Annotated in this window: 28 protein-coding genes and 3 pseudogenes; 26 read left to right on the forward strand and 5 right to left on the reverse strand. The window is 49.7% G+C overall.

From position 1 onward, the window contains the following. Positions 1-40: 40 nt before the first annotated feature. The 3 genes and pseudogenes from P378_RS02895 (at position 41) to glgP (ending at position 3342) form a co-directional block, all read left to right on the forward strand. A complete protein-coding gene (locus tag P378_RS02895) occupies positions 41-268 on the forward strand; it encodes a DUF3006 domain-containing protein (protein ID WP_099082210.1) in 228 nt (75 codons plus the stop codon). Between the two features lie 286 nt (positions 269-554). Beyond that, positions 555-695, forward strand: coding sequence for a hypothetical protein (locus P378_RS02900; protein WP_207653985.1), 141 nt, complete (start codon positions 555-557; stop codon positions 693-695). Between the two features lie 104 nt (positions 696-799). Further along, positions 800-3342: pseudogene (glgP, locus tag P378_RS02905) on the forward strand (alpha-glucan family phosphorylase). A 45-nt stretch (positions 3343-3387) separates the two neighbouring features. On the opposite strand, the gene P378_RS02910 reads toward glgP, so the two are convergent. Continuing rightward, positions 3388-3672, reverse strand: coding sequence for a metal-sensitive transcriptional regulator (locus P378_RS02910; RefSeq protein ID WP_099082211.1), 285 nt, complete (start codon positions 3670-3672; stop codon positions 3388-3390). A gap of 193 nt (positions 3673-3865) precedes the next feature. Between P378_RS02910 and P378_RS02915 the strand changes: the two genes are divergently transcribed. The 4 genes from P378_RS02915 (at position 3866) to P378_RS02930 (ending at position 7793) form a co-directional block, all read left to right on the forward strand. Then, positions 3866-4870, forward strand: coding sequence for a 4Fe-4S dicluster domain-containing protein (locus tag P378_RS02915; protein ID WP_238472804.1), 1005 nt, complete (start codon positions 3866-3868; stop codon positions 4868-4870). A 15-nt stretch (positions 4871-4885) separates the two neighbouring features. Next, positions 4886-5662 (forward strand): formate dehydrogenase subunit gamma, encoded by a 777-nt coding sequence (locus P378_RS02920; RefSeq protein WP_099082212.1) that lies wholly within the window; start codon positions 4886-4888, stop codon positions 5660-5662. A 188-nt stretch (positions 5663-5850) separates the two neighbouring features. Then, on the forward strand, positions 5851-7263 hold the full coding sequence (locus P378_RS02925) for a branched-chain amino acid transporter BcaP (protein ID WP_099082213.1): 1413 nt from the start codon (positions 5851-5853) through the stop codon (positions 7261-7263). A gap of 188 nt (positions 7264-7451) precedes the next feature. After that, positions 7452-7793 (forward strand): hypothetical protein, encoded by a 342-nt coding sequence (locus tag P378_RS02930; protein WP_099082214.1) that lies wholly within the window; start codon positions 7452-7454, stop codon positions 7791-7793. Positions 7794-7835: 42 nt separating this feature from the next. Here P378_RS02930 and P378_RS02935 read toward each other — a convergent pair whose 3' ends face one another. Then, positions 7836-8366, reverse strand: coding sequence for a phosphatidylserine decarboxylase (locus P378_RS02935; RefSeq protein WP_238472805.1), 531 nt, complete (start codon positions 8364-8366; stop codon positions 7836-7838). Between the two features lie 402 nt (positions 8367-8768). On the opposite strand from P378_RS02935, the gene P378_RS02940 reads away from it, so the two are divergent. Further along, the gene (locus P378_RS02940) at positions 8769-9230 is read left to right on the forward strand and encodes an MgtC/SapB family protein (RefSeq protein ID WP_099082215.1); all 462 of its coding nucleotides are present in this window, start codon (positions 8769-8771) and stop codon (positions 9228-9230) included. Positions 9231-9420: 190 nt separating this feature from the next. Beyond that, a complete protein-coding gene (locus P378_RS02945; protein WP_099082216.1) occupies positions 9421-9723 on the forward strand; it encodes a zinc-ribbon domain containing protein in 303 nt (100 codons plus the stop codon). Between the two features lie 54 nt (positions 9724-9777). On the opposite strand, the gene P378_RS02950 is transcribed toward P378_RS02945, so the two are convergent. Both P378_RS02950 and P378_RS02955 read right to left on the reverse strand, forming a co-directional pair. Beyond that, complete coding sequence (locus tag P378_RS02950; protein WP_099082217.1) at positions 9778-10212, reverse strand: CBS domain-containing protein; 435 nt, start codon at positions 10210-10212, stop codon at positions 9778-9780. A 176-nt stretch (positions 10213-10388) separates the two neighbouring features. Further along, positions 10389-10952, reverse strand: coding sequence for a carbonic anhydrase (locus P378_RS02955; RefSeq protein WP_099082218.1), 564 nt, complete (start codon positions 10950-10952; stop codon positions 10389-10391). Positions 10953-11196: 244 nt separating this feature from the next. Here P378_RS02955 and P378_RS02960 point away from each other — a divergent pair, with 244 nt between their 5' ends. From P378_RS02960 to P378_RS02975, 5 genes are all read left to right on the forward strand, one after another. After that, a complete protein-coding gene (locus tag P378_RS02960; protein WP_238472806.1) occupies positions 11197-11640 on the forward strand; it encodes a YaaR family protein in 444 nt (147 codons plus the stop codon). A 71-nt stretch (positions 11641-11711) separates the two neighbouring features. Further along, a complete protein-coding gene (locus P378_RS24440) occupies positions 11712-11855 on the forward strand; it encodes a glutamine amidotransferase-related protein (RefSeq protein WP_338013809.1) in 144 nt (47 codons plus the stop codon). Continuing rightward, positions 11852-12295, forward strand: coding sequence for an anthranilate synthase component II (locus tag P378_RS02965; RefSeq protein WP_338013810.1), 444 nt, complete (start codon positions 11852-11854; stop codon positions 12293-12295). Before P378_RS24440 ends, P378_RS02965 begins: the two co-directional genes overlap by 4 nt. Further along, the gene (pabB, locus tag P378_RS02970) at positions 12288-13727 is read left to right on the forward strand and encodes an aminodeoxychorismate synthase component I (protein ID WP_099082220.1); all 1440 of its coding nucleotides are present in this window, start codon (positions 12288-12290) and stop codon (positions 13725-13727) included. Before P378_RS02965 ends, pabB begins: the two co-directional genes overlap by 8 nt. Then, positions 13708-14553, forward strand: coding sequence for an aminotransferase class IV (locus tag P378_RS02975; RefSeq protein WP_099082221.1), 846 nt, complete (start codon positions 13708-13710; stop codon positions 14551-14553). Before pabB ends, P378_RS02975 begins: the two co-directional genes overlap by 20 nt. A gap of 14 nt (positions 14554-14567) precedes the next feature. Here the strand turns inward: P378_RS02975 and P378_RS02980 are convergent, their stop codons facing one another. After that, the gene (locus P378_RS02980; protein ID WP_099082222.1) at positions 14568-15023 is read right to left on the reverse strand and encodes an RDD family protein; all 456 of its coding nucleotides are present in this window, start codon (positions 15021-15023) and stop codon (positions 14568-14570) included. Between the two features lie 261 nt (positions 15024-15284). Between P378_RS02980 and P378_RS20000 the strand changes: the two genes are divergently transcribed. The 12 genes and pseudogenes from P378_RS20000 to nifB all read left to right on the forward strand — a co-directional run bounded on the left by P378_RS20000 (position 15285) and on the right by nifB (position 25569). Next, positions 15285-15464, forward strand: a complete 180-nt coding sequence (locus tag P378_RS20000) for a hypothetical protein (RefSeq protein ID WP_099082223.1) — start codon at positions 15285-15287, stop codon at positions 15462-15464. Between the two features lie 125 nt (positions 15465-15589). Next, entirely contained in the window at positions 15590-15796 is a 207-nt protein-coding gene (locus tag P378_RS02990) for a hypothetical protein (RefSeq protein WP_099082224.1), read from the forward strand. Positions 15797-15815: 19 nt separating this feature from the next. Continuing rightward, positions 15816-16064, forward strand: a complete 249-nt coding sequence (locus tag P378_RS20750; RefSeq protein WP_238472807.1) for an MFS transporter — start codon at positions 15816-15818, stop codon at positions 16062-16064. A gap of 97 nt (positions 16065-16161) precedes the next feature. After that, complete coding sequence (locus P378_RS20755; RefSeq protein WP_238472808.1) at positions 16162-16485, forward strand: hypothetical protein; 324 nt, start codon at positions 16162-16164, stop codon at positions 16483-16485. Between the two features lie 695 nt (positions 16486-17180). Then, a complete protein-coding gene (gene nifH / locus P378_RS03000) occupies positions 17181-17999 on the forward strand; it encodes a nitrogenase iron protein (RefSeq protein ID WP_099082225.1) in 819 nt (272 codons plus the stop codon). Between the two features lie 50 nt (positions 18000-18049). Then, positions 18050-18379: a P-II family nitrogen regulator gene (locus P378_RS03005; RefSeq protein ID WP_099082226.1), complete on the forward strand. Its 330-nt coding sequence runs from the start codon at positions 18050-18052 to the stop codon at positions 18377-18379. 11 nt (positions 18380-18390) lie between these two features. Continuing rightward, positions 18391-18771 carry a P-II family nitrogen regulator gene (locus tag P378_RS03010; protein ID WP_099082227.1) on the forward strand — a complete coding sequence of 127 codons (381 nt, stop codon included), beginning with the start codon at positions 18391-18393 and terminating at the stop codon, positions 18769-18771. Between the two features lie 28 nt (positions 18772-18799). Next, a complete protein-coding gene (gene nifD / locus P378_RS03015) occupies positions 18800-20419 on the forward strand; it encodes a nitrogenase molybdenum-iron protein alpha chain (protein ID WP_099082228.1) in 1620 nt (539 codons plus the stop codon). Continuing rightward, positions 20413-21803 (forward strand): annotated as a pseudogene (gene nifK, locus P378_RS03020) (nitrogenase molybdenum-iron protein subunit beta). The gene nifD and the pseudogene nifK overlap by 7 nt, the downstream one beginning before the upstream one ends. Before the next feature lie 58 nt (positions 21804-21861). Continuing rightward, positions 21862-23213, forward strand: a pseudogene (gene nifE, locus P378_RS03025) (nitrogenase iron-molybdenum cofactor biosynthesis protein NifE). 15 nt (positions 23214-23228) lie between these two features. Next, a complete protein-coding gene (locus P378_RS03030) occupies positions 23229-24671 on the forward strand; it encodes a nitrogenase component 1 (RefSeq protein ID WP_238472809.1) in 1443 nt (480 codons plus the stop codon). Further along, the gene (nifB, locus tag P378_RS03035; RefSeq protein WP_099082229.1) at positions 24637-25569 is read left to right on the forward strand and encodes a nitrogenase cofactor biosynthesis protein NifB; all 933 of its coding nucleotides are present in this window, start codon (positions 24637-24639) and stop codon (positions 25567-25569) included. Before P378_RS03030 ends, nifB begins: the two co-directional genes overlap by 35 nt. The last annotated feature ends 20 nt before the right edge of the window (positions 25570-25589 follow it).

Here is a 25589-nt window from a genome sequence, read left to right on the forward strand (position 1 = left end):
TAAGGCAGCGGTTAAAATAAGAAAGGGAGGTGTGCGAAATATGGGTGATCAATTGGACAGGCTCTGCATCATTGATCGATTTGAAGGAGATTGGGCTGTGGTGGAATTTGAAGGCCGTACCACCTTTAATTTCCCGCGCAAGCTTTTACCGGAATATGCCCGGGAGGGAGATGTATTGAAGTTTCAAGTGATGATTGACAGGCATGAAACGGAAAAGCGCAGGGCGGAGATCGATGTCCTGGTGAAAAAGCTTTTTGTAGAGGAATAGACCTTTTATTTACCTCGTGAGTCATCTTGTGAATAGAAAAATCGGCCCGGATTTTGGTCTTTAATTTAAAAGATTATTATCGAAGAAGCCCTTATGGGTTTCAGTCCGGAAGAAGTAACATTATTAAAAAGGCTATTAAATAAACTGACGGCCAATCTGCAATAATTTTTTGACAATATATTTGATATATCAATTATTGATAAAATAAACATAAGGGGGATTACAATGAGAATTTCCGCACCGATTAAAAATGGACTGGTGGGAGGGATTATGGGAGCCATCATGAGTGGATAAGAAAGCTGTCTATATTCAAGCGCGGGGTGGGGTATTCTCACAGGGACCGGCCAAAGAATTTGAATTCGGTGACCGGTACATGAGGGCCATTTTAACCTTCCTGGGAGTGGAAAGGCTAATTAATAAATTTTAACAATATAAATATACTAAAAATAATCTACATGTGTTAAAATCTTAGACAAATTCATAATAATAAACCGTACGTTAATTTTTTGCTAAGAAAAGTGGAGGTGTGAAATGTATTCCTATCGTACCATATCAGTGATTCCTGAACTGCCTGAATCCATTCACCGGTTAAAAGAACTGGCCAGGAATCTCTGGTTCAGCTGGCATCCGGAGGCGGAGCTGCTGTTTAGCAGAATGGATGCTGTTCTGTGGGAGGAAGTCAATCATAACCCCGTTAAATTTTTATTGTACATAGAGGGCGATAAACTGCAAAAAGCTGCCGTTGATCCGGAGTATCTGGAGACTTATAACCGGGTGATGTCGGATTTGGATACATACATGCAAGGGCAAACCTGGTACCAGAGGACCTATCCCGAACAAACTGACCAGTTAGTTGCTTACTTTTCAGCAGAATTTGGGGTGCATGAATCCAATCCGGTTTACAGCGGCGGGTTGGGGCTTTTAGCCGGGGATCACTGCAAGTCGGCCAGCGACCTGGGATTGCCCTTTGTAGGAGTGGGCATTCTTTATAAACAGGGCTATTTTTGCCAGCGCGTTAACCGGGAAGGCTGGCAGGAAGCCCATTATTCCTTTATGGACTTTAATGAAATGACCGTAACTCCTGCCACTCATCCGGACGGCGGCCATGTCATTATCACCGTCCGCCTGCCGGGCCGGGATGTCTTTGTAAAGGTATGGCAGCTGCAGGTGGGCCGGGTGGTCATTTATTTCCTGGATACCGACCTGGCGCAAAACAGCCGGGAAGACCGGCTGCTTACTTCCAAACTTTACGGGGGAGATCAGGACACCCGCATCTGCCAGGAAATTATTTTAGGCATCGGCGGAGTCAAAGCCCTCAGGCAGCTGGGCATCTCCCCTACGGCCTGGCACATTAATGAAGGCCATGCCGCCTTTATTATCCTGGAGCGAATCAGGGAATGGGTGCAGGGCGGGCTGTCCTTACCCACCGCCCTGGAAGCGGTTCGGGCCAGTACCATTTTTACCACCCACACGCCGGTACCTGCCGGCCACGATGTTTTCAGTGCAGATATGATCGACCGGTACCTGGGGTACTTGTATGAAGAAGTAAAAACAGACCGTGACGGTTTTATGGCCCTGGCTGGGATCAGGGGCGCCAAGGATTTAACATGACCAGATTGGCTCTTAATCATGCTGCCTTTACCAACGGGGTCAGCCAACTGCATGGTGAAGTGACAAAGAAGATGTTTTCCCATTTGTACCCGTCCATTCCTCTAGAGGAAATCCCCATTCATTCCGTAACCAACGGGGTTCATACGGAATCCTGGGTGGCCCCGGAAATGAGAGGTCTGTTCGAAAAATATATTGATACAAACTGGGTCGACAATATCTCCGACCCCTGCCGTTGGAAAAGGGTGTATACCATTCCGGATCAAGAACTGTGGGAAACACATCAAATCCTCAAGGGACGCATGATTAAGTTTGTGCAAAACAATATTTACCGACGCATGGACAGGAATTTTCAGCCCCTGGAGCTCATTCGCGAATGTGCCGGTTATTTAAGCAAAAATGTTTTAACCATTGGCTTTGCCCGGCGCTTTGCCACCTATAAAAGGGCCTACCTGTTATTAAAAGACAGGGAACGTTTAGCCCGTCTGGTCAATCACCCGGAGCGCCCGGTGCAAATTATCTATGCCGGCAAGGCTCACCCGGCGGACTTGCCCGGGCAGGAACTGATTAAGATGGTCAACGATATCTCTTTAGAAGAGCGGTTCAGAGGGAAAATTGTTTTTGTGGAAGACTATGATATAAATGTGTCCCGTCACTTGCTGCAGGGAGTGGATGTTTGGCTGAACACTCCCCGCAGGCCCCATGAGGCCAGCGGCACCAGCGGCCAGAAGGCAGCGGTGAACGGGGTGATTAACTGCAGTATCCTGGACGGCTGGTGGCCGGAGGCCTACAACGGTGAAAACGGCTTTGCTGTTGGGGCCGAGAGGGACTACGAAAATGAAGAAGTTCAGGACAGGGAAGATGCCAACTCCCTCTTCGACCTGTTGGAACAGGTGATCGTTCCTTATTATTACCGGAGGGTTGAGGGGATGCCCCGGGAATGGGTGCGGCGGATGAAGGATTGTTTGGCCACCATTCCCTGGAAATTCAGCACCGAGCGAATGGTCAAGGAGTATACCCGGCGGTTTTATCTCCAGGCGGCCTTGCGAGGGAAAGCCTTCAGTGCGGACCAGTGCCGGCTGGCAGGTCAGATACAGGAGTTTAAGAAACTTTTGACAGAAAACTGGCACCATGTGTCCTTCCGTTCGGTCCAGGTCCACCAACCCCCGGTGCTAAAGGAAGACGCAGAGATTTTTGTGCAAGCGGAGGTATCCTTAGGTCCCATTCAACCCCAGGATATTGTGGTTGAAGTGGTCTACGGCAAAGTCAGTGATCACGGTCTGGATAAAATAACCTTGATGCCCATGAGACTTGTGCAGGCACTGGAAAACAACGTCTACCAATACGAAACCAACATCGTCCTCATTCGGGGGACTTCCGGTTACGCACTGCGTGTCCGGCCAAACGATACAAATTTTGTGCACCAGTTTGAACTGCCGCTGGTCAAATGGGCGGAGAATCTTTAAAGTCAAGGGGCCTGCAGAAATCTGCAGGCCCCTTGACTGTACTTTTTAGGAAAATTTCTTGAACACACTCATAAAATCATCCAGCGAGGCGGTGAGGTCTTTGCCCTGGCTCATATTTTCCTCAATAGAACTGGCCAGGTGGCAGGCCAGCACAGAAAATCCCACACGGTTGACAGCGGCTTTAATGGCTGCCAGCTGAATAACGATATCGCTGCAGGAACGATTTTCCGCAATCATCTTTTGCACCCCGCGAACCTGCCCCTCAATTTTCCTTAACCGGGTCAGCAGTTCCTGCTGCAATTCTGCCTGGTTTTCTAAATTCGGCGACATCTCATCATCTCCCATCCTAGGGTACTACCGTACCTCCCTATGGTATCAGTTTATAATTGCAATTGCAAAAAGTCAACAAAGACATAAAGATGACATTGACAAATTGGTTAAGAAGTGTTATTTTTATAGCATAATACATATACCGTATGGGTATCGTGGGTCGAATTTGCTATTGAGAGTGGGAGGGATTACTATGTCAGGTATAACCAGGCGTGAATTCATAAAACGTACAGTTGCCGCCGGGGGTGCGGGCGGTGCCATCCTTTATGGGTTTAAGAAGCCCGCTGCTGCTTCCGTGGCCGGTGAACAAAGGACTGCAGCTGTGGGGACATTGATTGATTTATCGAAATGTGATGGCTGCGCCGGGGTAGAAGTGCCGTTATGTGTTCAGGCCTGCAGGCAGGAGAATGGCGCCAAATACCCCAACCCGGTACCGTCGAAAGAAATTCATTACTACTGGCCCAACAAAAAGAAAGAGGACTGGCAGGATAAAAAGGCGTTAACCAACCGTCTAACTCCTTATAACTGGACCTTTGTACAGAAGGTCAAGGTAGAGTACGGGGGAAAACAGGTGGAAGTGGCTGTTCCCCGGCGCTGCATGCATTGTGAAAACCCGCCCTGTGCCAATCTGTGTCCCTTTGGCGCCCAGGCAAAAACGCCGGCAGGCATCACCCTGATTAATAAAGACCTGTGCTTGGGCGGTGCCAAATGCCGTGATGTTTGTCCCTGGGGCATACCCGCCCGCCAGGCGGGGGTTGGCTTATATATGAAAATAGCTCCCAAATATCTGGGGGCCGGGGTCATGTATAAGTGCGACCTCTGCTACGACCGGATTAAAGCCGGCGGTAAGCCCGCCTGTGTGGAGGCCTGCCCCAAACAAGCCATCCTTTTCGGCAGCAAGGCGGCAATGAGGCAAGCGGCTTTAGAGCGTGCCCGGGAAATTGACGGGTTTATTTACGGCGATGTAGAAAACGGGGGTACGTCAACTTTTTATGTATCACCGGTGCCCTTCGAAAAAATTGATCAAGCCCTTAAAAAGCAGAGAGATCAACAACCCAATCCCAGTGCCCCCGGTTTTCCCTTAATGCCGGTAAAAGTGGGCAATTACCTGGATACTGCCAACGGAATGGCGCTGAGTATGCTGGTGGCGCCGGTGCCGGTGCTGCGCTGGCGGGATTTACAGCCTATCAAAAAATGAAAGGTGGTGAATAGGGTGGATGAGAAAATCCTGAAGGAACAAAACAAGGTTAAACGTCATGGTTTTTCGGTGCTGTTTGTTCACTGGACGGTGGCCCTGTCCACTTTTTTACTGATTGTCAGCGGCTTTGGACAGATGCCTATGTATAAACGTTATAAGATCGCGGACCTTCCCGGTCTGGGTTGGACGGCGGATTACTCTATCACCATCCTGATCCATTATCTCGCTGCGGCGGTCTTGATTTTAGCCGTCACCTATCATGTCGTTTATCATGTCATGCGCAAAGAATATGACATCCTTCCCCGTAAAGGTGATCTTAAGGAGTCTTATCTGATTATCAAGGCCATGCTGCTGAACAGGGAAGAACCTGCCAGTGACAAGTATTTGGCGGAACAAAGATTGGCCTACGCTTTCATCGGCATGAATCTGCTGATCATTATTGTTACCGGTGTCATTAAGGTTTTCAAGAACTTACCCGGCATCGATTACACGGCTGTTTTTCTGGTCTGGGTTAACGACCTTCATACCCTGGCCAGTATGCTGCTGGTATTTGGTATACTGGGTCACCTGGCGGCCTTTTTATTCAAAGCAAACAGGGCTTTATTGCCGGGCATGTTTACCGGTAAGATTGACCTGGAGTATGCAAAACACCGGCACCGGATCTGGTATGAGAGGATGGACCGGAAAAGCATCCAGAGTACGTCAACGCACAGACAAAAACCAACAGTATCTCTTGATAGCGCAAGCGTCCGACAACATGCAGCAGGCAGTGAAAAAAACAATAGTTGTTGAGAAATAAACACTAAAGAGCCAAATTTTTTGGCTCTTTTTTACATATTGTTCAGAAAATTGTCTATTCACTAATTATGTGTCCAAAATCTGTACAGTGAAAAATGACCAATTAATTAAAAAACATTTTGACAGGTAATGGCGAAACATGTACAATAAAACACGTCAAACAATCTCCAGGGAGGATCGTCATGAGTCTATTTCGCAAAAAGTCACTGGATGAACTCCTAGCATCATCCAAAAAACAACAACTGAACAGAGTCCTGGGCCCCCTTGATTTAACCTTGTTGGGTATCGGTGCCATTATTGATACAGGCATCTTTGTTCTTACCGGGGTTGCTGCGGCGGAACACGCAGGTCCGGCACTGGTCTTATCTTTTATTGTTGCAGGTTTAGCCTGCGTCTTTGCGGCCTTATGTTATGCAGAATTTGCTTCCACCGTTCCCATTGCCGGTAGTGTATATTCCTACAGTTATTTTACCTTAGGTGAAGTGGTTGCCTGGTTGATTGGTTGGGATTTAATCCTGGAATACGGACTGGCGGTTTCGGCAGTAGGTGTTGGCTGGTCGGGTTATTTCCAGAACCTGATCGCCGGTTTTGGCTTAAAACTTCCCGTTGCTTTGTCGGGGGCTCCCGGAAGTGCGCCGGGTGCCGTCTTTAATTTACCTGCATTTTTGATGATTGTTCTTATCACCTGGCTGTTATCCAGAGGCATTCGTGAAAGCGCCAGGGTAAATAATATCATGGTATTTATTAAGGTAGCTGTGGTTCTTGTCTTTATTGCCGTAGGTGTTTGGTATGTGAAGCCTGCCAACTGGGCTCCCTTTATGCCCTTTGGTTTCGGCGGTGTAATGACCGGTGCGGCAACCATCTTCTTTGCCTACCTGGGCTTTGACGCAGTTTCTACCGCCGCCGAGGAAGTAAAGAACCCCAAAAAGGACTTGCCTATTGGCATTATCGGTTCGCTGGCCGTCTGTACAGTCTTGTACATTGTGGTTTCCGCAATCCTTACCGGTATCGTTCCCTACAGCCAGCTGAACGTAGCTGCTCCGGTGGCCTTTGCCATGAACTTTATCGGCCAGAACTGGTTTGCCGGTTTGATCTCCCTGGGCGCCATTTGCGGTATGACAACCGTTCTGCTGGTGATGCTGTACGGACAAATCCGTTTGTTCTTCGCCATGAGCCGCGACGGGTTAATCCCCGGCATGTTTGCCAAGGTACACCCGACTTACAAGACACCCTATACCAGCACCTGGGTTACCGGTCTGACCTGTGCCACCATCTCCGCTCTGGTCCCCCTCGGCACACTGGCACACCTGGTAAACATCGGTACATTAACCGCCTTTGTTCTGGTTTCCGTCGCTGTATTAATCCTGCGGAAGACCCACCCCAATGTGCCCAGGGCCTTCACCTGCCCGGCAGTTCCGCTGGTGCCCATGCTGGCCATCTTCTTCTGCGGCTATCTCATGATCAGCCTGCCAATGATCACCTGGAAGATGTTTGTTGCCTGGTTGGCCATCGGTATCGTGGTATACGCTGTCTATGGACGCAGCCACAGCTTGCTGGCAAGAGGCGCCAGGAACAAAGCAGAAATCAGTGCTTAAGACAAAAGGAGGCTGCGGCCTCCTTTCTGATTTTATACCGTACAAGAGTTTTGGTTATATTGCATGGTAGGGTCCTGCAGGAATTTTGTTGCCCGCTGCTAAAAATGAGGTAGTCAGAAAGCAAAGGATAGTTTAAAATAGAAAGCGTGCAGCTTACCTGTAGATTGTTTTTAGAAGGGGATATGGCGATGGAAAAGTTTTTTGAGAAAATGAAGGAATACCTGGGCATGGAGACAGAGATATCCTATGAGGAATTTGAAGCCTATTACCAGGATGTTATCCATTTCTTGAACAAAGATTATCTGACCCTCAATCAGGAAGAGGCCATCAAAGGTCGATTTATCCTGTCCATCTTAATGTCAAACAGTGAAGACCGGTCCAAGAGGAACAAAACCCTGGCCAAAAAATACAAAAAAATCTATGAAAAGTGCCACCTGTGGGCGGAAGCTATTACTTTGAGATTACTGAAAATGGGTCTGACCAAGGACCAGATTGTCCAGGCAGAAAAGGAACTAAGTGATTCGATATAAATAAAAGGACGGGGATGGGCCTACTGCCATCCCGTCCGCATTTTAAGTTTGAAAAGTGCCGATTCGCTGCCCCATTTTAATTTCCATGTTAGCGGTCAGGCCTTTGTCTGGCAGAAAAGAATTCTTTTGGAAAAACAAAATGACCGTGGAACCAAACTCAAATCGACCGATTTCATCCCCCTTGGCTATTTCCTGGCCCACCTGGTAATTGGATACAATCTTGCCGACACCCAGGGCACCCACTTTAACTAAAGCGAATTTATACCCCTTCGCTGTCTCAAAAATGGTGCAGGTGCGCCTGTTTTTGGCAAACAAGTCCTTAATGGTGGAAATCCCGAGCTTATTAACAGGGAAAACTTTCCCCGGGACATAGCAGTGTTGAATGACCCTGGCTGAAAAAGGCATATGAATGCGGTGATAGTTCCTGGGGCTTAAATAAATATTTAAATAATACCCGTCCTTAAAATCGCTGCCTTCGTGGGACAGCAGTTCGGGGATGGAATAGGTGTTGTTTTTGGCCAGAATGATTTTATTCTCCCTGGCAAAGCCCAGGTCGACAATTTTTCCGTCCACAGGCTGATGGCCACATCTTCGCCGGGCGCAATAGGACGCAAGGTGGGACAGATATCCCTCACAAAAAAGTCTGTCAGGCTTTTATAATGTCTGGGATGCCGGATCTCGTCCCGGTTTATTTTGTAGAGTCGGATGTAGGGTTTTATCAATACTCTGCTAAAACGGCTGCGGCAGGCCATGTTAAAGACTTTGACGAAGGATTTTCTGGATATCGAATGTACGGCTACTTTTTTTAGTAATTTCACTTCTCACAGTCCTTTATTTTTTATTCATACAAAGCAGCAAGCTACCTTTTATTATAGCATTTTTTACGCCGCCCATTCTACAGAAATAATGGGATAAAACACCTCTTGACGAATCGGGTCTAGATTATTATAATATCAAATCCGGGGGGTGATATACATGTTCTGCTTTGATGCTGAAATTTACTTGAGGGTGCTTGTTTCCATGGTGGCAGGCTTGCTCATTGGTATCGAAAGAACTTTATATAATAAACCAGCCGGGGTCCGTACCTTTGCACTGGTGAGTGTAGGTTCTACTCTCATTACGCTGGTGTCCATTTACGGAGCCCAAAAGCTGGGTTATACAGGTGTCTCGGACCCTTTGCGGATTACGGCACAAATCGTCAGCGGCATTGGTTTTCTGGGGGCCGGTGTCATTTGGAGCAGCAAAAACGGCGGCATGAAGCACGGGGTTACCACTGCGGCTGAATTATGGGTTACCTCTGCAGTGGGCATGGCCCTAGGTGTAGGCATGTATGACCTGGCCATCCTGGTGGTGGTCTGTATCTTTATCGCTATTTTTACCGGGCGCAGGCTGGATGACTTCGTTGACAGGACTGAGAGAAAACGCCGGAATCAGTAGATTATATTGTGTCAATTGAGATTTATTGTTTTACATTTTCAGTGAAAAAGGGTAAAATAATATCAGCTCTAGGTACTAAGGTCTAGGTTCATTTATCCTTCTCAATTGCTCTGATGGTAAGGGAGGACTAAGATAAGTGAATTTCCCCAAGACCATTCCGGGCACCATAACTTATTGAGGAGGATTTACAATGTATCAAGACAAAACCTTAACCTGTCGTGACTGTGGTAGTGACTTTGCTTTTACCGCTTCGGAGCAGGAGTTCTACGCTGAGAAAGGGTTTGCCAACGACCCCGGTCGTTGCCCTCAGTGCAGAGCAGCCCGCAAACAAAGAAACAACGGCGGCGGTTTTGCCCGCAACTCCCGTCCCCAGCGCGAAATGTTCCCCGCCACCTGTGCGGCATGCGGTGTTGAAACCGAAGTACCTTTCCGTCCCAGCGGAGATCGCCCGGTCTACTGCCGTGATTGCTTTAGCAGAAACAGCCGTTATTAATAGGTAATAGAAGACTCCTCTACATTTGCAGAGGAGTCTTTTATTCCTTTTACGTTACATGGTAGGAGAAGAGGGCTCGGAAATCTGCGTCAGGGCCTGTCCGGCCTCATTTTGGTAAATGTTTTGGGTGGCCAGGTCCCCCAGGGCCACAATGCCGGCCAGCCGGCCGTTTTCAACCACCGGCAGGCGGCGGATCTGACGCTGGGCCATTAAATTGGCTGCTTCATGCACATCCATTTGCGGCGTACCGGTTACAATGCCGGTGGTCATTACCGACTGTACTTTGGTTGTAGCCGGGTTCTGTCCCTGGGATACAGCCCGCAGGGCGATGTCCCTGTCTGTTATGATACCCACACATTGACCGTTTTCCACCACGGGAATCGATCCAACATTGTGTTGACTCATAAGTTGTGCGGCTTCCTGCACAGTTTGCTGAGGGTTTACTGTGGCAACCTTTTGTGTCATAATGTCTTGCAGCTTCTGGCTCATTTTTTACCTCCCAATTTAAAATCATTGACAGTCTCTATATAGGTTTTCTATATTTGACAAGTTTCATTCCCCTGGCAAGGTGTAAAAACAAAAAAACTTGACAAGGCGTCAAGGCAGGTTTTCCTATGCAAAAAAACAAAAGACAGGGGAAAGCCCTGTCCTTTTTAACGAATTAATTAACTTTCGTTCTTGTCACTCTTTAATAAGTATAAACGATTGTCTTCCAACTGGTACATCATAGGGGCAACCAGAACTTTGGGGTATCTGTGGCGTAATCTTTTGGCCTCGGCCAGCACAAAGTCCAGCTCATTGCCAATTTCAAACATAGGAGCAAAATGGTTGAAATGATCCTCGGCAGTTTTTCTGTCCCATCCTATATCAACTAACCCGTCAATAAATTGCTGCTCTTTGGCCTTCAGGTTGGCCATGCCGCATTTGTTATGACCAATTAAAGCGATGGCTCTGACACCGCCGACGGCAATGGCGTAGGAGACTTTGAATTCAGAGGTGCGTAAATTTCCTGCCCCGGTTCTAATCACGTAGGCAAATTTTTCGGGAATGTTAAGGCGCTTGCGGTTGTCCATACACATACCAATTAAGAGTTCTGCGTGCTCATACTTCTTGTCAGATTCAAAAAAGTGCTTGTTAAAGTTGTGATACTCAATGAGGTCGCCGATGGGAGTATTCAGGTATTGGGGAAAAATATCTTCCCTTGTGTTAATCGGAACAATCTGGGCCATTTTGTCACCCCTCCTTTGTTAGCCTTTCTTAATAATTTAGCAGAAAAATGTATCAATGTCCAACATTTTTGTCATTACATTTACGGGTTTTTTGCAAAGAATTTCTCTGCCGTTTTATCTTCGACACAAATCAAAAATTAGTCCTCAGGTCGGAAAATTCTTCTCAAATTCTTGAATTTTTTATACCCGTAAAGGAATTTTACCCGCTGCAACGAATTTAATAATGGATAAGGTGGGGGATAAAGTGAAAATATCTGCAATATCCGGGAATAAACGAAACCACGGCAATCTTAAATTAACACCCGGGGGTGTGGAGGGGGTCAAAATCAGCCAGCCCTTTTCAACCGTCCTGGATCATAAAGAAAAGGATCACGCTGAGAGGCAGCTCTGGGAAATGGTAGAAAAAATAAAGGCTGCGGGGAACAAACTAAAATCAGCGGCCACAGAGGAAAATATTAAACAATATAAAGATTCCATCAAGGATTACCTGACGTTTGTGTTAAAAAATTATCATAAACTTAGACACGACCGGAGTATTAACTACAGCACGGTTTATACCCGGGTGGAGATTATTAATAAGGAAGCGGAAGAATTAACCCGCAGGTTGTTAACCGAAGAAAAAGGAAATATTGATGTTGTGGCTGAGGTAGACAGAATTACCGGCCTGATCATTGATGTGTACAATTAAGTGACACCCTTCCGGGGTATTTTTATTTTACTGGTAGAATGTTATAGTAAAATGAGAAATGCGGTGAATAAATGGTTATTATTATTGATAACTACGATTCTTTTATTTATAACCTATACCAGCACATCCGGGAACTGGGGGAAGAGGTGCTGGTTTTTCGCAACGATGCGGTCACCTGCCGTGAACTGGCAGCCATGCAGCCTCCCACATTGTGATATCCCCCGGTCCCTGCTCACCCGGGGAAGCCGGCATCTCGGTAGATGTGGTAAAGCATTTTGCCGGAAAAGTGCCGGTGCTGGGGGTCTGCCTGGGGCACCAGTCCATCGGGCAGGCCTTTGGCGGCAAGGTGGTTCGGGCGCCCCGGGTCATGCACGGCCAGGACTCCCACGTCATGCATGACGGAAAAACCGTTTATGCAGGTTTGAGCAATCCCTTGCGGGCCGGCAGGTATCATTCCCTGTGCGTAGAGGAGCAGTGCCTGCCCGGGATTTTGGAAATTTCCGCCTGGACCCGCCAAGGCGAGATCATGGGGCTGCGGCACAAGTTCTATACCGTGGAAGGCGTGCAATTTCACCCGGAGTCTGTCCTGACCCCCGAAGGTAAACGCCTGCTGGCCAACTTTTTAAACATAAAGGGCGGGCAGTGGCATGGCTAGAGAACCCCTTATCCTGGAATTTCAAACCTGTAAAACCGTTAATGAACTGTTTGACTGCATAAACCCGCTGCCCTACAGCTTTTTACTGGATACCGGCCTGCCGGCAGGGAAAGAACGGTTTTCCATTTTAGGAGCCGATCCCTGCGGGATCATTCGTTCCAAAAACGGCATCACAACCGCCCGCAGGAAGGATAAACAGCTGGAAGAGGTTGTAACAGGGAATCCCCTGGATGTAATGAAAAGCTGGCTGGCCGGTTTCCCGGAGATAGCGAAAATCCCCGAAATTCCTTTTGCAGGTGGGGCCGTAGGTTTTTTGGGGTATGACCTGGGACGGCAGTTGGAGAAAGTACCGGGTATCGCCCTTGACGATTTGCAAACACCGGATCTTTTATTTGGTTTGTATGATGTGTCACTGGTGGTTGATCACCTTACTGGACGAAAATTCATTGTATCAACCGGTCACCCTGAAACTGAAGAGGGGAAGGCACAAAAAAGGGCCAGGGAAAGGGCTTGCTGGCTAAAGGAACTTTTAGAAAGCAACAGGCAGTGCAGTGCCCTTGGTATTCAAAAGAGGCCGGCCGCCGTCCGGGGGAACTTTACCAAACAATCCTACCAGGACCATGTGAAGCAGGCAGTTGAGCACATCTTAAACGGGGATATCTTTCAAGTGAACCTTGCCCAGCGTTTCGAAGTGCAATCTGCCATAGACAGCTGGCCCTTGTTTAAAGAACTGAAGCAGATCAGCCCCGCCCCCCAGTCTGCCTATTTAAAATTTGGGGAAATTGAGGTGGTCTGTTCTTCCCCGGAACGTTTTCTTAAACTGGATCATAACAACAGGGTGGAGACCTGTCCCATAAAAGGGACCAGGCCCAGGGGAACCGGCAAGGAAGAGGACTTGCTCAATTACCGGGCCTTACTGGAAAGCCAAAAGGATTGGGCGGAACTAACCATGATTGTGGACTTGGAACGAAGCGACCTGGGCAAAGTCTGCAAAATTGGCTCCGTGAAGGCTGAGATGCCTTACAGAATAGAAACCTTCCCCACGGTATTCCATTTGGTCACCACCGTTGTGGGTGAACTGCCGGAGGACAAGGGGATCTTCGAACTGTTGAAGGCGGCTTTCCCCGGGGGGTCCATTACCGGCGCCCCGAAAATCAAGGCCATGGAAATCATTGAACGGCTGGAGCCGGTCCGCCGGGGAATTTATACAGGTTCCCTGGGATACATCGGTTTTGACGGCAGGGCGGACCTTAATATTGTCATTCGCACCATTGTGAAAGTGAAGGGAAAGTATTACTTCCAGGTGGGGGGAGGCATAACAGCCAAATCAAACCCTGCGGCGGAGTATTATGAAACCCTGGATAAGGCAAAGGCCCTCCTGAGGGCACTTCAATTTGAAGGGAGCATCTATCATGGCCCTTATATCGATTGACGGAGTTCCGGTGGGCAAGAACGGCATTTCTCCCCTGACCTGGGGCTGTGCCTACGGCTACGGTCTTTTTGAAACCATCCTGGTCTTAGGAAAAAGGCCGGTGTTTCTGGAGAGGCACCTTGAAAGAATGCGCTTGTCGGCGAGCTTCCTGCAATTGGACATGCCGGAAGAGGATGATTGCACTGAGTGGGCATGGCGCATGCTGCGCGAAAACAGCGTGCCGGCGGGGAAACTGAAAATCACCCTGCTGGCCAGGGAAAGAATCCCCGGTGAAAAAAAGATTGCCACCCATACAGTCTTATCTTTTCAACCCGGACTGCCGTACCCGGAATCCCTTTATGAAACTGGGGTCGCCATTGGTTTATTAAACCAAACAAAAAACGAGAAATCCGTCCTGGTCAAACACAAAACAGTAAACTATCTGGAAAACCTGTTGGGCAGAGAGCGGGCCTGGCAGAACAACTGGTTTGAGGGAATCTTTCATAATACAAAGGGCCGGTTATGCGAGGGAACCGTCAGCAATCTTTTTATCGTTAAAGACCAGACAATCGTAACCCCCGGCATCAGGGAAGGTCTGCTGCCGGGGGTTACCAGAGAAATTGTTATTAAACTGGCCAGGAAAAACAAGCTGCCGGTGAGAGTGGGAAAGATCCCTGAAAAGGATTTAACCGTGGCCGGTGAAGTATTTTTAACCAATTCATTGTTTGGCATCCTGCCGGTGACCCGTGTCGGAGACCGAACCATCGGGGACGGAGAACCAGGGCCGCTGACCAGGTCCCTCATGGACCGCTACAAGGCGCTGTTAACCGCCAGGGGCTACCTGTAGAATGGAAAAGGTGTTTAGGATTCCTTGCTTTCAGGAAGGGGCTTTGCCTCTGTCCTGACCACGACGGTCCTGGCGGCAAAATCATGGATCCCTCTGCCGTACATCAGAATTAAGACAATGGTGGACAGCATCCAGAATAACCAGCCGGTTTTAATAATGGGCTGGGTTAAAAGGTAAAAGGGGTAAAGGGTAAAGGCGAATTCCCGCAGCAGGTAATGGCCGATGTGTAATTTTTTCTCCTGGTAGGACTGAATCCGGATTTTCATGACCTTTTTACCAACGGTCTGACCGTTCCACAGCACATTTAACAAAACAATGGCGACCAGCAAAATACCGTTGGCAATGTAGTCAACGGTTTTTAGATTGCTATTAAAACCAAACCACAAATAAATGGGCAGAGTGATGACGACTTTATCAATAATACGGGCAATCAGGCGTTCAAAGGGACTGGCGTATTGAAGTTCGCTCATGGCTTTCTCTCCTTAGTTAAATAGTTGAATAAAGTTGTTACAAAAGTAACAAATTGTTTTAATGATTGCAACTCCCTGAAAGAAAAATTCCCTCTCACCGGTCAAATTTTTTTCTGGATGATTATTTAAATTTTGTCATTGGTTAGAGAGAAAGATGCTAAAAAAATTTTTTACAAAATTTTAAGAACTTATTCCCTTTATCGTCAGGCTGTTGTAAGAAATCAGGGATACAATAGTGACAAAAGTAAGGGGGGAAGGAATATGAGTCAAGATTTTGGCGGATTTCTTTCATTTGCTTTAGGTAAATTAAATTTCGCAGGAAGATACAAAGTCTGTGAACGGTGCCCTTACTGGATGATGGAATGCAAAGAGGACAAATACTGTCAATCCCGTTTCCAGGCGGAAGGCGTGGTTTGGCATCTTGGCAATGATCTTAAATAACCAATCTGTCCAGACAAGCTCCTGACTGATGGTTGGGAGCTTTACTTTATAATCATTTGACGGATTATAGAGAGGGATACTATAGTATAAACTGTGTTCGGCAAATTCCCTTTGAGGTGAATAGCATGTCCTTAACATCGGAAGAACTGAGGGAAGCCATGTTTCGTACAAGGTTGGAGGTTTTTGAGTTAATGTACCAACTCAGAATCACCACAGATCCCCTGGAAAGGAAATCCATTAAAATTCGTATCAAAACCCTGCAGAGGCTTCATTACTGGCAGATCAGGCAGCTGCAGCACCTGGAAGAGCAGGAGTGCCCGTTAAATAAATAGCCAAATGGGTTATACCCCCATGGAAACCGGCCTGATGATGATGCCCATGGCCCTGGTCACCGGGTTTATGATGCCCATTAGCGGTAAACTGTTTGATAAGTTCGGGGCTTTCTGGCTGGGGATCATAGGAATGTCCATTGTGGTGGTTGTTACCTATTACCTGCACACCCTGAGCCTGGATACCAGCTACCGCCATCTGCAAATCATTTTATCCATCCGGGCCGTGGGACTGGGGTTGGCCACCATGCCCCTGACACTGCGGGAATGAATACCGTTCCAAGATTTTTGGTGGGCCGGGCCTCGGCTCTCAACAATACCGTCCGGCAGATATCCGGTTCCATGGGCATTGCTATTTAACCTACGTCATGCTGCAGAGACAAACCTATCATACCGCCATCCTGAACGAAGGGGTCAGCGCAACCTCTCCGGTGGTCCCCATGATGCAGACCCAGATGAAAGGCCTTCTGGCCGGCAGCGGCGTCACCGGCGATGCGGCCTTGCAGGGAAGTTATAGCGTCATTGCCGGTTTGATAGCCCGCCAGTCCTTTATGAATGCCCTGAGCGACACCTTTGTGGTCAGCGCGGCGATTATCGCCTTTGTGCTGCCCCTGATGTTTTTACTTAGCAAGAAGCGGGTAGAACAGGAAAGAAAAAGACAACAAGCCCGCTACGCTCATATGATGCAGTAAAAGGACGTGGTGCGAACCAGGCCTTGACAATTCCCTTGGAAAATTCCATAATAAAAGTGGGAATACTGGTAACTAAACAAAACGGCTCGTTCGCCTCGATCTGCCGAGATTTTCATCTTAAACCCTTAAACTGTTGGCGCAGTTTAAGGGTTTTTAACTACTGACTTCGGTAAATTTGGTTCACGAGGGATAACAGGGGCAAGATTACTATAATGATCTGGATGGTATCGCTTATAGTGATCATGCCACCTCACCCTCCTTTCCTGGATGGCATCCATCCTCTGCAGAGTGAGGCCCGTTTTGTTTAATTATGTATTCCCTTCTTAATTTTACCACACAGTTCTACACTGGACACTAATTATTTGCAATGTGAACATCCTATAATTTTTACAGTTTTAGAGAGGTGCGAATATTGCGAAAATACTTCGTGTACTGTATTCATGCGCCGAACCTATTGTACCGCTGAAATTCATCTGCTATAATCAACTCAACTTCAGAGATACACCGTAGTATCAAGTCAAAAAGGGCGAGGGCGCCGGTTATTACAACCGGTGCTTTGTGTTTTTTTAAAATGCTAACGACCTCCCTATATATACATTGTTGTTTTGTGGCGTTGAGGCTGCTGGAAAAACCATTGACGGGATTCCAGCGGCCTTTTCTTTATTTAAAAATTAGTAAGAACAGGAGGAATGAACATGAGACAAATCGCGATTTACGGAAAAGGTGGTATCGGCAAGTCCACTACTACCCAGAACACGGTGGCTGCCCTGGCGGAGGCCGGCAAAAAGATTATGGTGGTGGGCTGTGACCCCAAGGCGGACTCCACACGTCTGCTGCTGCACGGCTTAAACCAGAAAACCGTTCTGGATACCCTGCGGGACGAGGGTGAGGACATCGAACTGGAGGATATCCTGCTGCAGGGCTTCGGGGGAAGCCGCTGCGTGGAATCCGGCGGTCCGGAGCCCGGGGTCGGCTGTGCCGGCCGGGGTATCATCACCTCCATTAACCTGCTGGAATCCCTGGGGGCCTATACCCCCGACCTGGATTACGTCTTTTACGATGTTCTGGGGGACGTTGTATGCGGTGGTTTCGCCATGCCCATCCGGGAAGGCAAAGCACAGGAAATTTACATTGTGGCCTCCGGTGAAATGATGGCCCTTTATGCCGCCAACAACATTTCCAAAGGTATTCAGAAATATGCCCAATCCGGCGGCGTCCGCTTGGGCGGCATTATCTGCAACAGCCGCCGGGTCGACAATGAATTGGAACTGCTGACCGCCTTTGCCAAAGAGCTTGGTTCCCAGTTGATCCACTTTGTGCCCAGGGACAATATGGTCCAGCGGGCGGAGATCAACAAGAAAACCGTTATCGATTACGATCCCACCCAGCCCCAGGCCAATGAGTACCGGACCCTGGCCAGCAATATCGATAACAACGATATGTTTGTAATTCCCAAGCCCATGACCCAGGACCGCCTGGAAGAACTGCTCATGACCCACGGCATTTTGGACTAAACCCTTGAGCCGAAAGTGCGAGCCGAAAAACATTGCAAGGAGTGAAGGTTATGTTCATGATCAGAGCCATTGTAAGACCTGAAAAAACCAATCTTATTTTAGCCGAACTTAATAGCGCCGGCTTCCCGGCAGTCACCAAGATGGATGTGGTGGGTCGCGGCAAACAAAGGGGCGTTAAGGTGGGGGAAGTGGTTTACGATGAGATCCCCAAAGAACTGTTGCTGCTGGTGGTACAGGACGAAAAAGATAAGGATGACGTCATCAGCATCGTTGCCAAATATGCCAAGACCGGCGAAAAGGGTGCCTTCGGTGACGGCAAAATCTTTGTCACCGCCGTGGAGGAAGTGTACACCATCAGCAGCGGCACCAAGGGTCTATAGGGGGTGGCTTTATGAAAGAAATTATTGCCGTTATCCGGATGAACAAAATGAATGCCACCAAAAAGGCCCTGGCGGACATCGGCATCTGCGGCATGCACGCCATGAAGGTAATGGGCCGGGGCAAGATGCAGGTGGACTTTTCCATCCTCAATGAATTGGGAGCTAAGGAAGAAATCGGCGGCCTGATGGCCGAGGGCCTGGCCGAGGGGGCCCGGCTGATCCCCAAGCGGCTGTTAACCATTCTGGTGCAGGACGGGGACGTTGAAAAGGTTGTAGACACCCTCATTAAAGTAAATAAGGAAGGCCATAAAGGAGACGGCAAGATCTTTGTAGCGCCGGTGCTGGATGCCCTGCGCATCAGGACCGGGGAGCAGGGAGAAGCCGCCGTCTAACAGGCGAGAATAAAAGGAGGTGTAGCGGATGGCCATTAACGAGAAAGTGCTGGAGGAACTGTTAAACCAGTACCCGGCTAAGGTAAAGAGAAATCGCAAAAAGCACATAATCATCAAGGACGCGGATCTGGCCCGCCAGGAGATTGAAGCCAACACTAGGACCATTCCCGGCATAATTACCAACCGCCACTGTGCCTTTGCCGGTTGCAAGGGGGTTGTTCTGGGACCGATAAAGGATATGGTTCATATTGTGCACGGGCCCATCGGCTGTGCCTATTATACCTGGGGGACCCGGCGCAATAAGGCCAAATCCGAGGACCCCACCCAAAATTTCATAAACTACTGTGTATCCACCGACATGCAGGAAAGTGATATCGTGTTCGGCGGGGAGAAGAAACTGGCCCGCATGATTGATGAAGTAGTGGAGATTTTCAAGCCCAATGCCATTAGCGTTTCGGCCACCTGCCCGGTGGGGCTGATCGGCGACGACCTGCAGGCGGTGACCAAGGCGGCGCAGCAAAAACACGGAATTAGCATTACCGCTTACAACTGTGAAGGCTATAAAGGGGTCAGCCAGTCTGCCGGCCACCACATTGCCAATAACGTCTGGATGGATCAGATCGTCGGGCAGGGGGACATGGAGGAGCCACCCAGCAAGTATACCATCAACATCCTGGGTGAATACAATATTGGCGGTGACAGCTGGGAGGTAGAGAGAATCCTCAAGGAAATTGGCTATACAGTTTTATCGGTCATGACCGGAGACGGTTCCTACGAAGCATTGAAGAACTCCCACGTGGCTGAATTAAATCTGGTTCAATGTCACCGGTCCATCAACTATATTGCGGAAATGTTTGAAACTAAATACGGCACACCCTGGCTCAAGGTAAACTTTATCGGTATCCAGTCCACCATAGACTCCTTGAGAAATATGGCCCTGTATTTCGGAGATCAAGACTTAATCAACAAAACCGAGGAAGTTATCGCCAGGGAACTGGCCCGGGTGGAGCCGGTTATTGATCAGTATAAAAAGATTTGCCAGGGTAAAACTGCCTTTTGTTTCGTGGGCGGCTCCAGGAGTCACCACTACCAGGGCCTGTTTAAGGAGCTGGGCGTCGAGACCGTCCTGGCGGGCTACGAGTTTGGCCACCGGGATGACTACGAAGGCCGGGAGATTATTCCCGAGATCAAACTGGACGCCGACACCAAAAATATTCCGGATCTGCATGTAACCCCGGATGAGAGACGGTTCCGGCTGAAGATTTCCCCGGAACGGATGGAAGAGTTAAAGAAAAAAATCCCCTTGAGTGACTACAAGGGCATGAATATCGAAATGAAGGACGGCAGCATTATCGTGGATGACCTAAACCACTTTGAGACCGAAGAGTTTATCAAGCTGCTTAAGCCTGACATCTTCGCCTCGGGTATTAAGGATAAGTATGCAGTGCAAAAAATGGGTATTCCGTCTAAACAGCTCCACTCCTACGACTACAGTGGTCCCTATGCCGGTTTTAACGGCGCCGTGAAATTTGCCGAAGATATCGCCATGGCTTTTGCTTCGCCTACCTGGAACTTTATTACACCGCCATGGAAGAATGAACCCCTGCTGGAGGGAACAATTGCGGAAGGAGGATGCTCGGCATGTTAGACTGCACACCAAAGGAAATCAAAGACCGTACCGGGGGCGTCATCAACCCGGCCAAGACCTGCCAGCCCATCGGCGCCATGTACGCCGCCCTGGGCATCCACAAGTGCCTGCCCCACAGCCATGGTTCCCAGGGCTGCTGCTCCTACCACCGGGCGCATTTAACCAGGCATTTTCGGGACCCCATTATGGCTTCCACCAGCTCCTTTACCGAGGGGGCCTCGGTCTTCGGCGGCGGCGCCAACTTGAAGACAGCCATTAAAAACGTGTTTACCATCTACAACCCGGATGTTATGGCGGTGCATACCACCTGTTTGTCCGAAACCATCGGCGACGACCTGCCCACCCTGATCCGTACCGCCGAGGTTCCCGAGGGGAAACTGGTGATTCACGCCAACACCCCCAGCTACCAGGCTCCCATATCACCGGCTTTTCCAACATGGTAAAGGGCATGGTCAGCTACCTGTCGGAAGCAACCCTGGGAACCAAAAAGGAACAGGTAAATATTATCCCGGGTTTTGTGAACCCCGGGGATATGAGGGAAATAAAAAACATTTTAAAGACCATGGGGATCAAATTTATCATGTTCCCGGATACCTCCGGAGTGGTGGATTCCCCCATGACCGGGGAGTATGTCATGTATCCCAGGGGTGGCACCCGTCTGGCAGACCTGAAAGATACGGGAAATTCCAAAGTGACTGTCGCCCTGGGCAGTTACGCCTCCGCCGACGCTGCCAACCAGTTGGAAAGAAAATGCAATGTGCCTGCCCTTGTTTTGAAAACACCCATCGGCATCAAGGCCACCGACCAGCTGCTGATGGCCCTGCGGAGCCAGTTCACCGTGGAAATCCCCTACGAACTTGAAGAGGAACGGGGCCAACTGGTGGACATCATGACCGATACCCATTTCCACTTCCATGGCAAGAAAGTAGCCATCTTTGGCGATCCTGATATCGTGCTGGCCATGACGGAATTTGTCTTGAGCCTGGGGATGAAACCAGTTCATGTATTAACCGGCACACCCGCCACCGGCGGCGCCATCGGCACAATGGTGGGCAACTTTGAAGACGAGGTGCAGGGGCTGCTCAAAGAAGCGGGCATCGAAGGAAAAGTCAAGGCCGAGGGCGACCTCTTTGAACTGCACCAGTGGATCAAGAACGAAAAGGTTGACCTGTTGATCGGCAACTCCTACGGCAAGTATATTGCCAAGGCGGAAGACCTACCCTTTGTGCGCTTGGGCTTCCCCATCCTGGACAGAAGCGTTCATTCCTACCTGCCGGTAGTGGGTTACAAAGGGGCCATGCGGCTGATTGAAATGATCAGCAATGCTTTACTGGAGCGGGCAGACAGGGATGCCAAAGACGAGGACTTTGAACTGGTGATGTAACAGGATAGGAGGCCCCGGGCCTCCTATTCGGAACCATAACATGTTTGGGAAGGAGTTGATGGATGTGCGGGAGGCCGCATTATGGGACATGGTCCTGAAAGAAAGAAAAAACTCCATTATCACCAAGGGGAAGCAGAAAAACCAGCTCAAATGTGATACCGACAGCGTGGCGGGGTGCGTCAGCCAGCGGGCCTGTGTCTACTGCGGGGCCAGGGTTGTCTTAAACCCGGTGACGGATGCCATCCATCTGGTGCACGGCCCCATCGGTTGTGCCAGTTATACCTGGGACATCCGGGGCAGTCTCAGCAGCGGGTCGGAGTTGTACCGGAACAGTTTTTCTACCGACTTGAAGGAACAGGATGTCATTTTCGGCGGTGAAAAGAAATTGGCCCGGGCCATCGATGAATTGGTTGCCCAATACCCCGCCAAAGTGGTGTTTGTTTATTCCACCTGCATTGTGGGGGTGATCGGGGATGACCTGGAGGCGGTCTGCAAGGCCGCGGCGGAAAGGCATCAAATTGAAGTGATTCCCGTGCAGTCCAGCGGTTTTGCCGGCAATAAAGCCGCCGGTTACCGGGCCGCCTGCGACGCGCTGCTCCGGCTGATTCAGCCAACCCAAACCGGCATCTCTGCCAGGGCCAACACCATCAATTATTTAGGGGACTTTAACCTGGCCGGGGAAGTGTGGATCATTAAAAACTACCTCAGGCAGATCGGTGTTGAAGTGAATGTGGCCTTTACCGGCGACTCTGACTATGAAGCTTTGAAAAACGCCACCGCTGCCTCCCTCAATATCATCCAGTGCGCCGGTTCCATGATTTACCTGGCCCAGAGGATGAAAGAACTGTACGGGATTCCCTACCTCAACATTTCATTTCTGGGGCTGGAAGACACCGCCGAATCCCTGAGAAAGATCGCCTCTCACTTTGGCGACGAGGAAATGAAACGCCGGGTGGAAGAACTGGTTGCAAGGGAAACGGCCAGGGTGAAACCCACCCTGGAGTGGTACCGCCGGCGGCTGCAGGGCAAAAAAGCAGCTATTTACGTGGGGGGAGGGTTCAAGGCCATCTCTCTTATTAAGCAGTTCCGGGAAATCGGCATTGATGTGGTGATGATCGGCACCCAGACAGGACGCAAGGAAGAATACGAGATCATCAATGAACTGGTGGATGACGGGACGGTCATTTTGGATGACGCCAACCCGTCGGAACTGGAGAAATTCATGGTGGAAAAGGGCGCCCACCTGCTGGTGGGAGGCGTCAAGGAAAGGCCCCTGGCCTACAAGCTGGGCATCGCTTTATCGACCATAATCACGAACGTAAGCATCCCTTGAGCGGTTTTGTAGGTGCGGTCAACCTGGCCAAAGAGGTGTATACCACCCTTTGCTCCCCGGTCTGGCAATACGTATAAGGAGGGTAGAGGCCTGTGGAAAAAAATCATGCAAATTACCGCGATGTCAATGAAAACCCGTGCAACATGTGCATGCCCATGGGAGGCATTCTGGCCTTCAAAGGATTGGAACAGTCCATGGTGATTCTCCATGGTTCCCAGGGCTGCGCCACCTACATGCGCCGGCATATGGCCGAGCATTTTAACGAACCCATTGATGTGGCCTCTTCCTCACTGAATGAGAAAGGCACCGTTTACGGGGGAGAAAAGAATTTAAAACAAGGCATGGACAATGTTATTAAAGCCTACCGGCCCGGGGTCATCGGCATCCTTACCACCTGCCTGGCGGAAACCATTGGCGAGGACATCGACAGGATCAGCCAGGAATACCTGAGGGAAAAGGGATACGGGGATTTGCCGGTGGTTACCGTCAACAGCCCCGGTTACGGGGGCACCCATACCGAGGGATACTGGTTAACCCTGAGAAGAATCGTGGCCCAGTTGGCCCGGCCCACCGAAGCCCATGCCAGAATTAACGTCATCATTCCCAACCTGAGCCCGGCGGATATCCGGGAGATGAAGAGGATTTTACAGCTAATGCAGGTGGACTACATCCTGCTGCCCGATTATTCCGATACCCTGGACCGCCCTTATCAAAAACCCTACCACAAGATGCCCGAGGGCGGCACCAAACTGGCAGACATTGCCGCCATGGGCGGCGCCGCAGCCACCATCCAGTTTGGTCTCACGGTGGATGAGAGCATGTCCCCGGGTCACTGTTTGGCCAGCGAGTTCGGCGTCCCTCTGTATAACCTGCCGGTGCCCATGGGGATTGAAAATACCGACATGTTTATAAATCTGCTGGTGAAACTGACGGGCAACCCGCTGCCGGCCTGCCTGGAGCAGGAGCGGGGCAGGCTGCTGGACTGCATGATTGATTCCCATAAATACAATGCCCGGGGGCGCAGCGTCATCTTCGGCGAGCCGGACAATATCTACGGGGTAGCCAAAATCTGCCTGGAGAACGGCATTTACCCGGTGGTGGTGGCCACCGGCAGTAAAAACCCCAAGCTGGTGAAACTTCTGGAAGAAAAGCTGGCCCACTCGCCCCTGCGTTGTACCGTATTAACCGAAACGGATTTTACCACTATTCGAAAGCAAAGCAGAGGAAAGGCCAACATCGCCATCGGCTCATCGGAGGGCAGGTTTCTGACCGAGAAGGAGGGCATCCCTCTGGTAAGGTACGGCTTTCCCATCCACGACCGCACCGGCGGTCAGCGTCTCCTTTCGGTGGGCTACGCGGGTACCACCATGTTTCTGGACAGGATCACCAATACCCTGTTGGAACACAAACACAATCATTACCGGAAATCCATGTATGAAATGTTTTATCTGAACAACCAACCGGTTGAGGAATTTTTTCTGGAAAGTAGTGGTGAGCAGCATGACGTGCTTATGCAATCAGAACCCCGGCATTAGTCAAACAGCCGGTGACACCCTGGAACAAACCCGCAGGCACCCCTGTTATTCTCAGGATGCCCATCATAAATATGCCCGCATGCACCTGCCGGTAGCGCCCCAATGCAATATCGGCTGCAATTACTGCAACCGCAAGTATGACTGCGTCAATGAAAGCAGGCCCGGTGTCACCAGCGAGGTATTAACACCGGTGTCGGCGGAACAAAAATTTATCGTGGTCAAAGAAAAAATTCCCAACCTCAGCGTGGTGGGCATTGCCGGGCCCGGAGACGCCCTGGCCAACTGGGACAATACCCGGGAGGCCATCGAGCGGATCAAACAGTCCAACCCGGAGATGATCTTTTGCCTGTCCACCAACGGGTTGCTGCTGCCCCACTATGCCCCGGAAATTGTAGAGCTGGGCATTAAACATGTAACGGTGACCATGAATACCCTGGACCCGGCCACCGGGGCTAAAATCTACCGCCACGTCTATTACCAGGGGAAAAAATATGAGGGCGTTGAGGGAGCTCGCATCTTACTGGAAAATCAACTGACCGGTATCCAGTATCTGGCCCAACAGGGTGTGCTGGTAAAAGTGAACATTGTGATGATCAAAGGCATCAACGACAGCGAGATTCCCTCTGTGGTTAAAAAAGCCAAGAAGTTAGGAGCCTTCATGACCAACATCATGCCGCTAATTCCGGCGGAGGGCAGCGCCTTTGCCCATCTTCCTCCCACCGGCATGCAGGAACTGAATCAAATGAGGGATCTCTGCCAAATTGATTTGCACCAGATGCGGCATTGCAAGCAGTGCCGGGCGGATGCCATCGGCCTGCTGGGTGAGGACCGCTCCCGGGAGTTTTATGCCGGTCAGGCTGTGCAGCCGCTGAAACAGAATCATTCTATGACTATGTAGCGAAATCAATTGATGAAAAG

It is taken from the genome of Desulforamulus profundi (assembly GCF_002607855.1).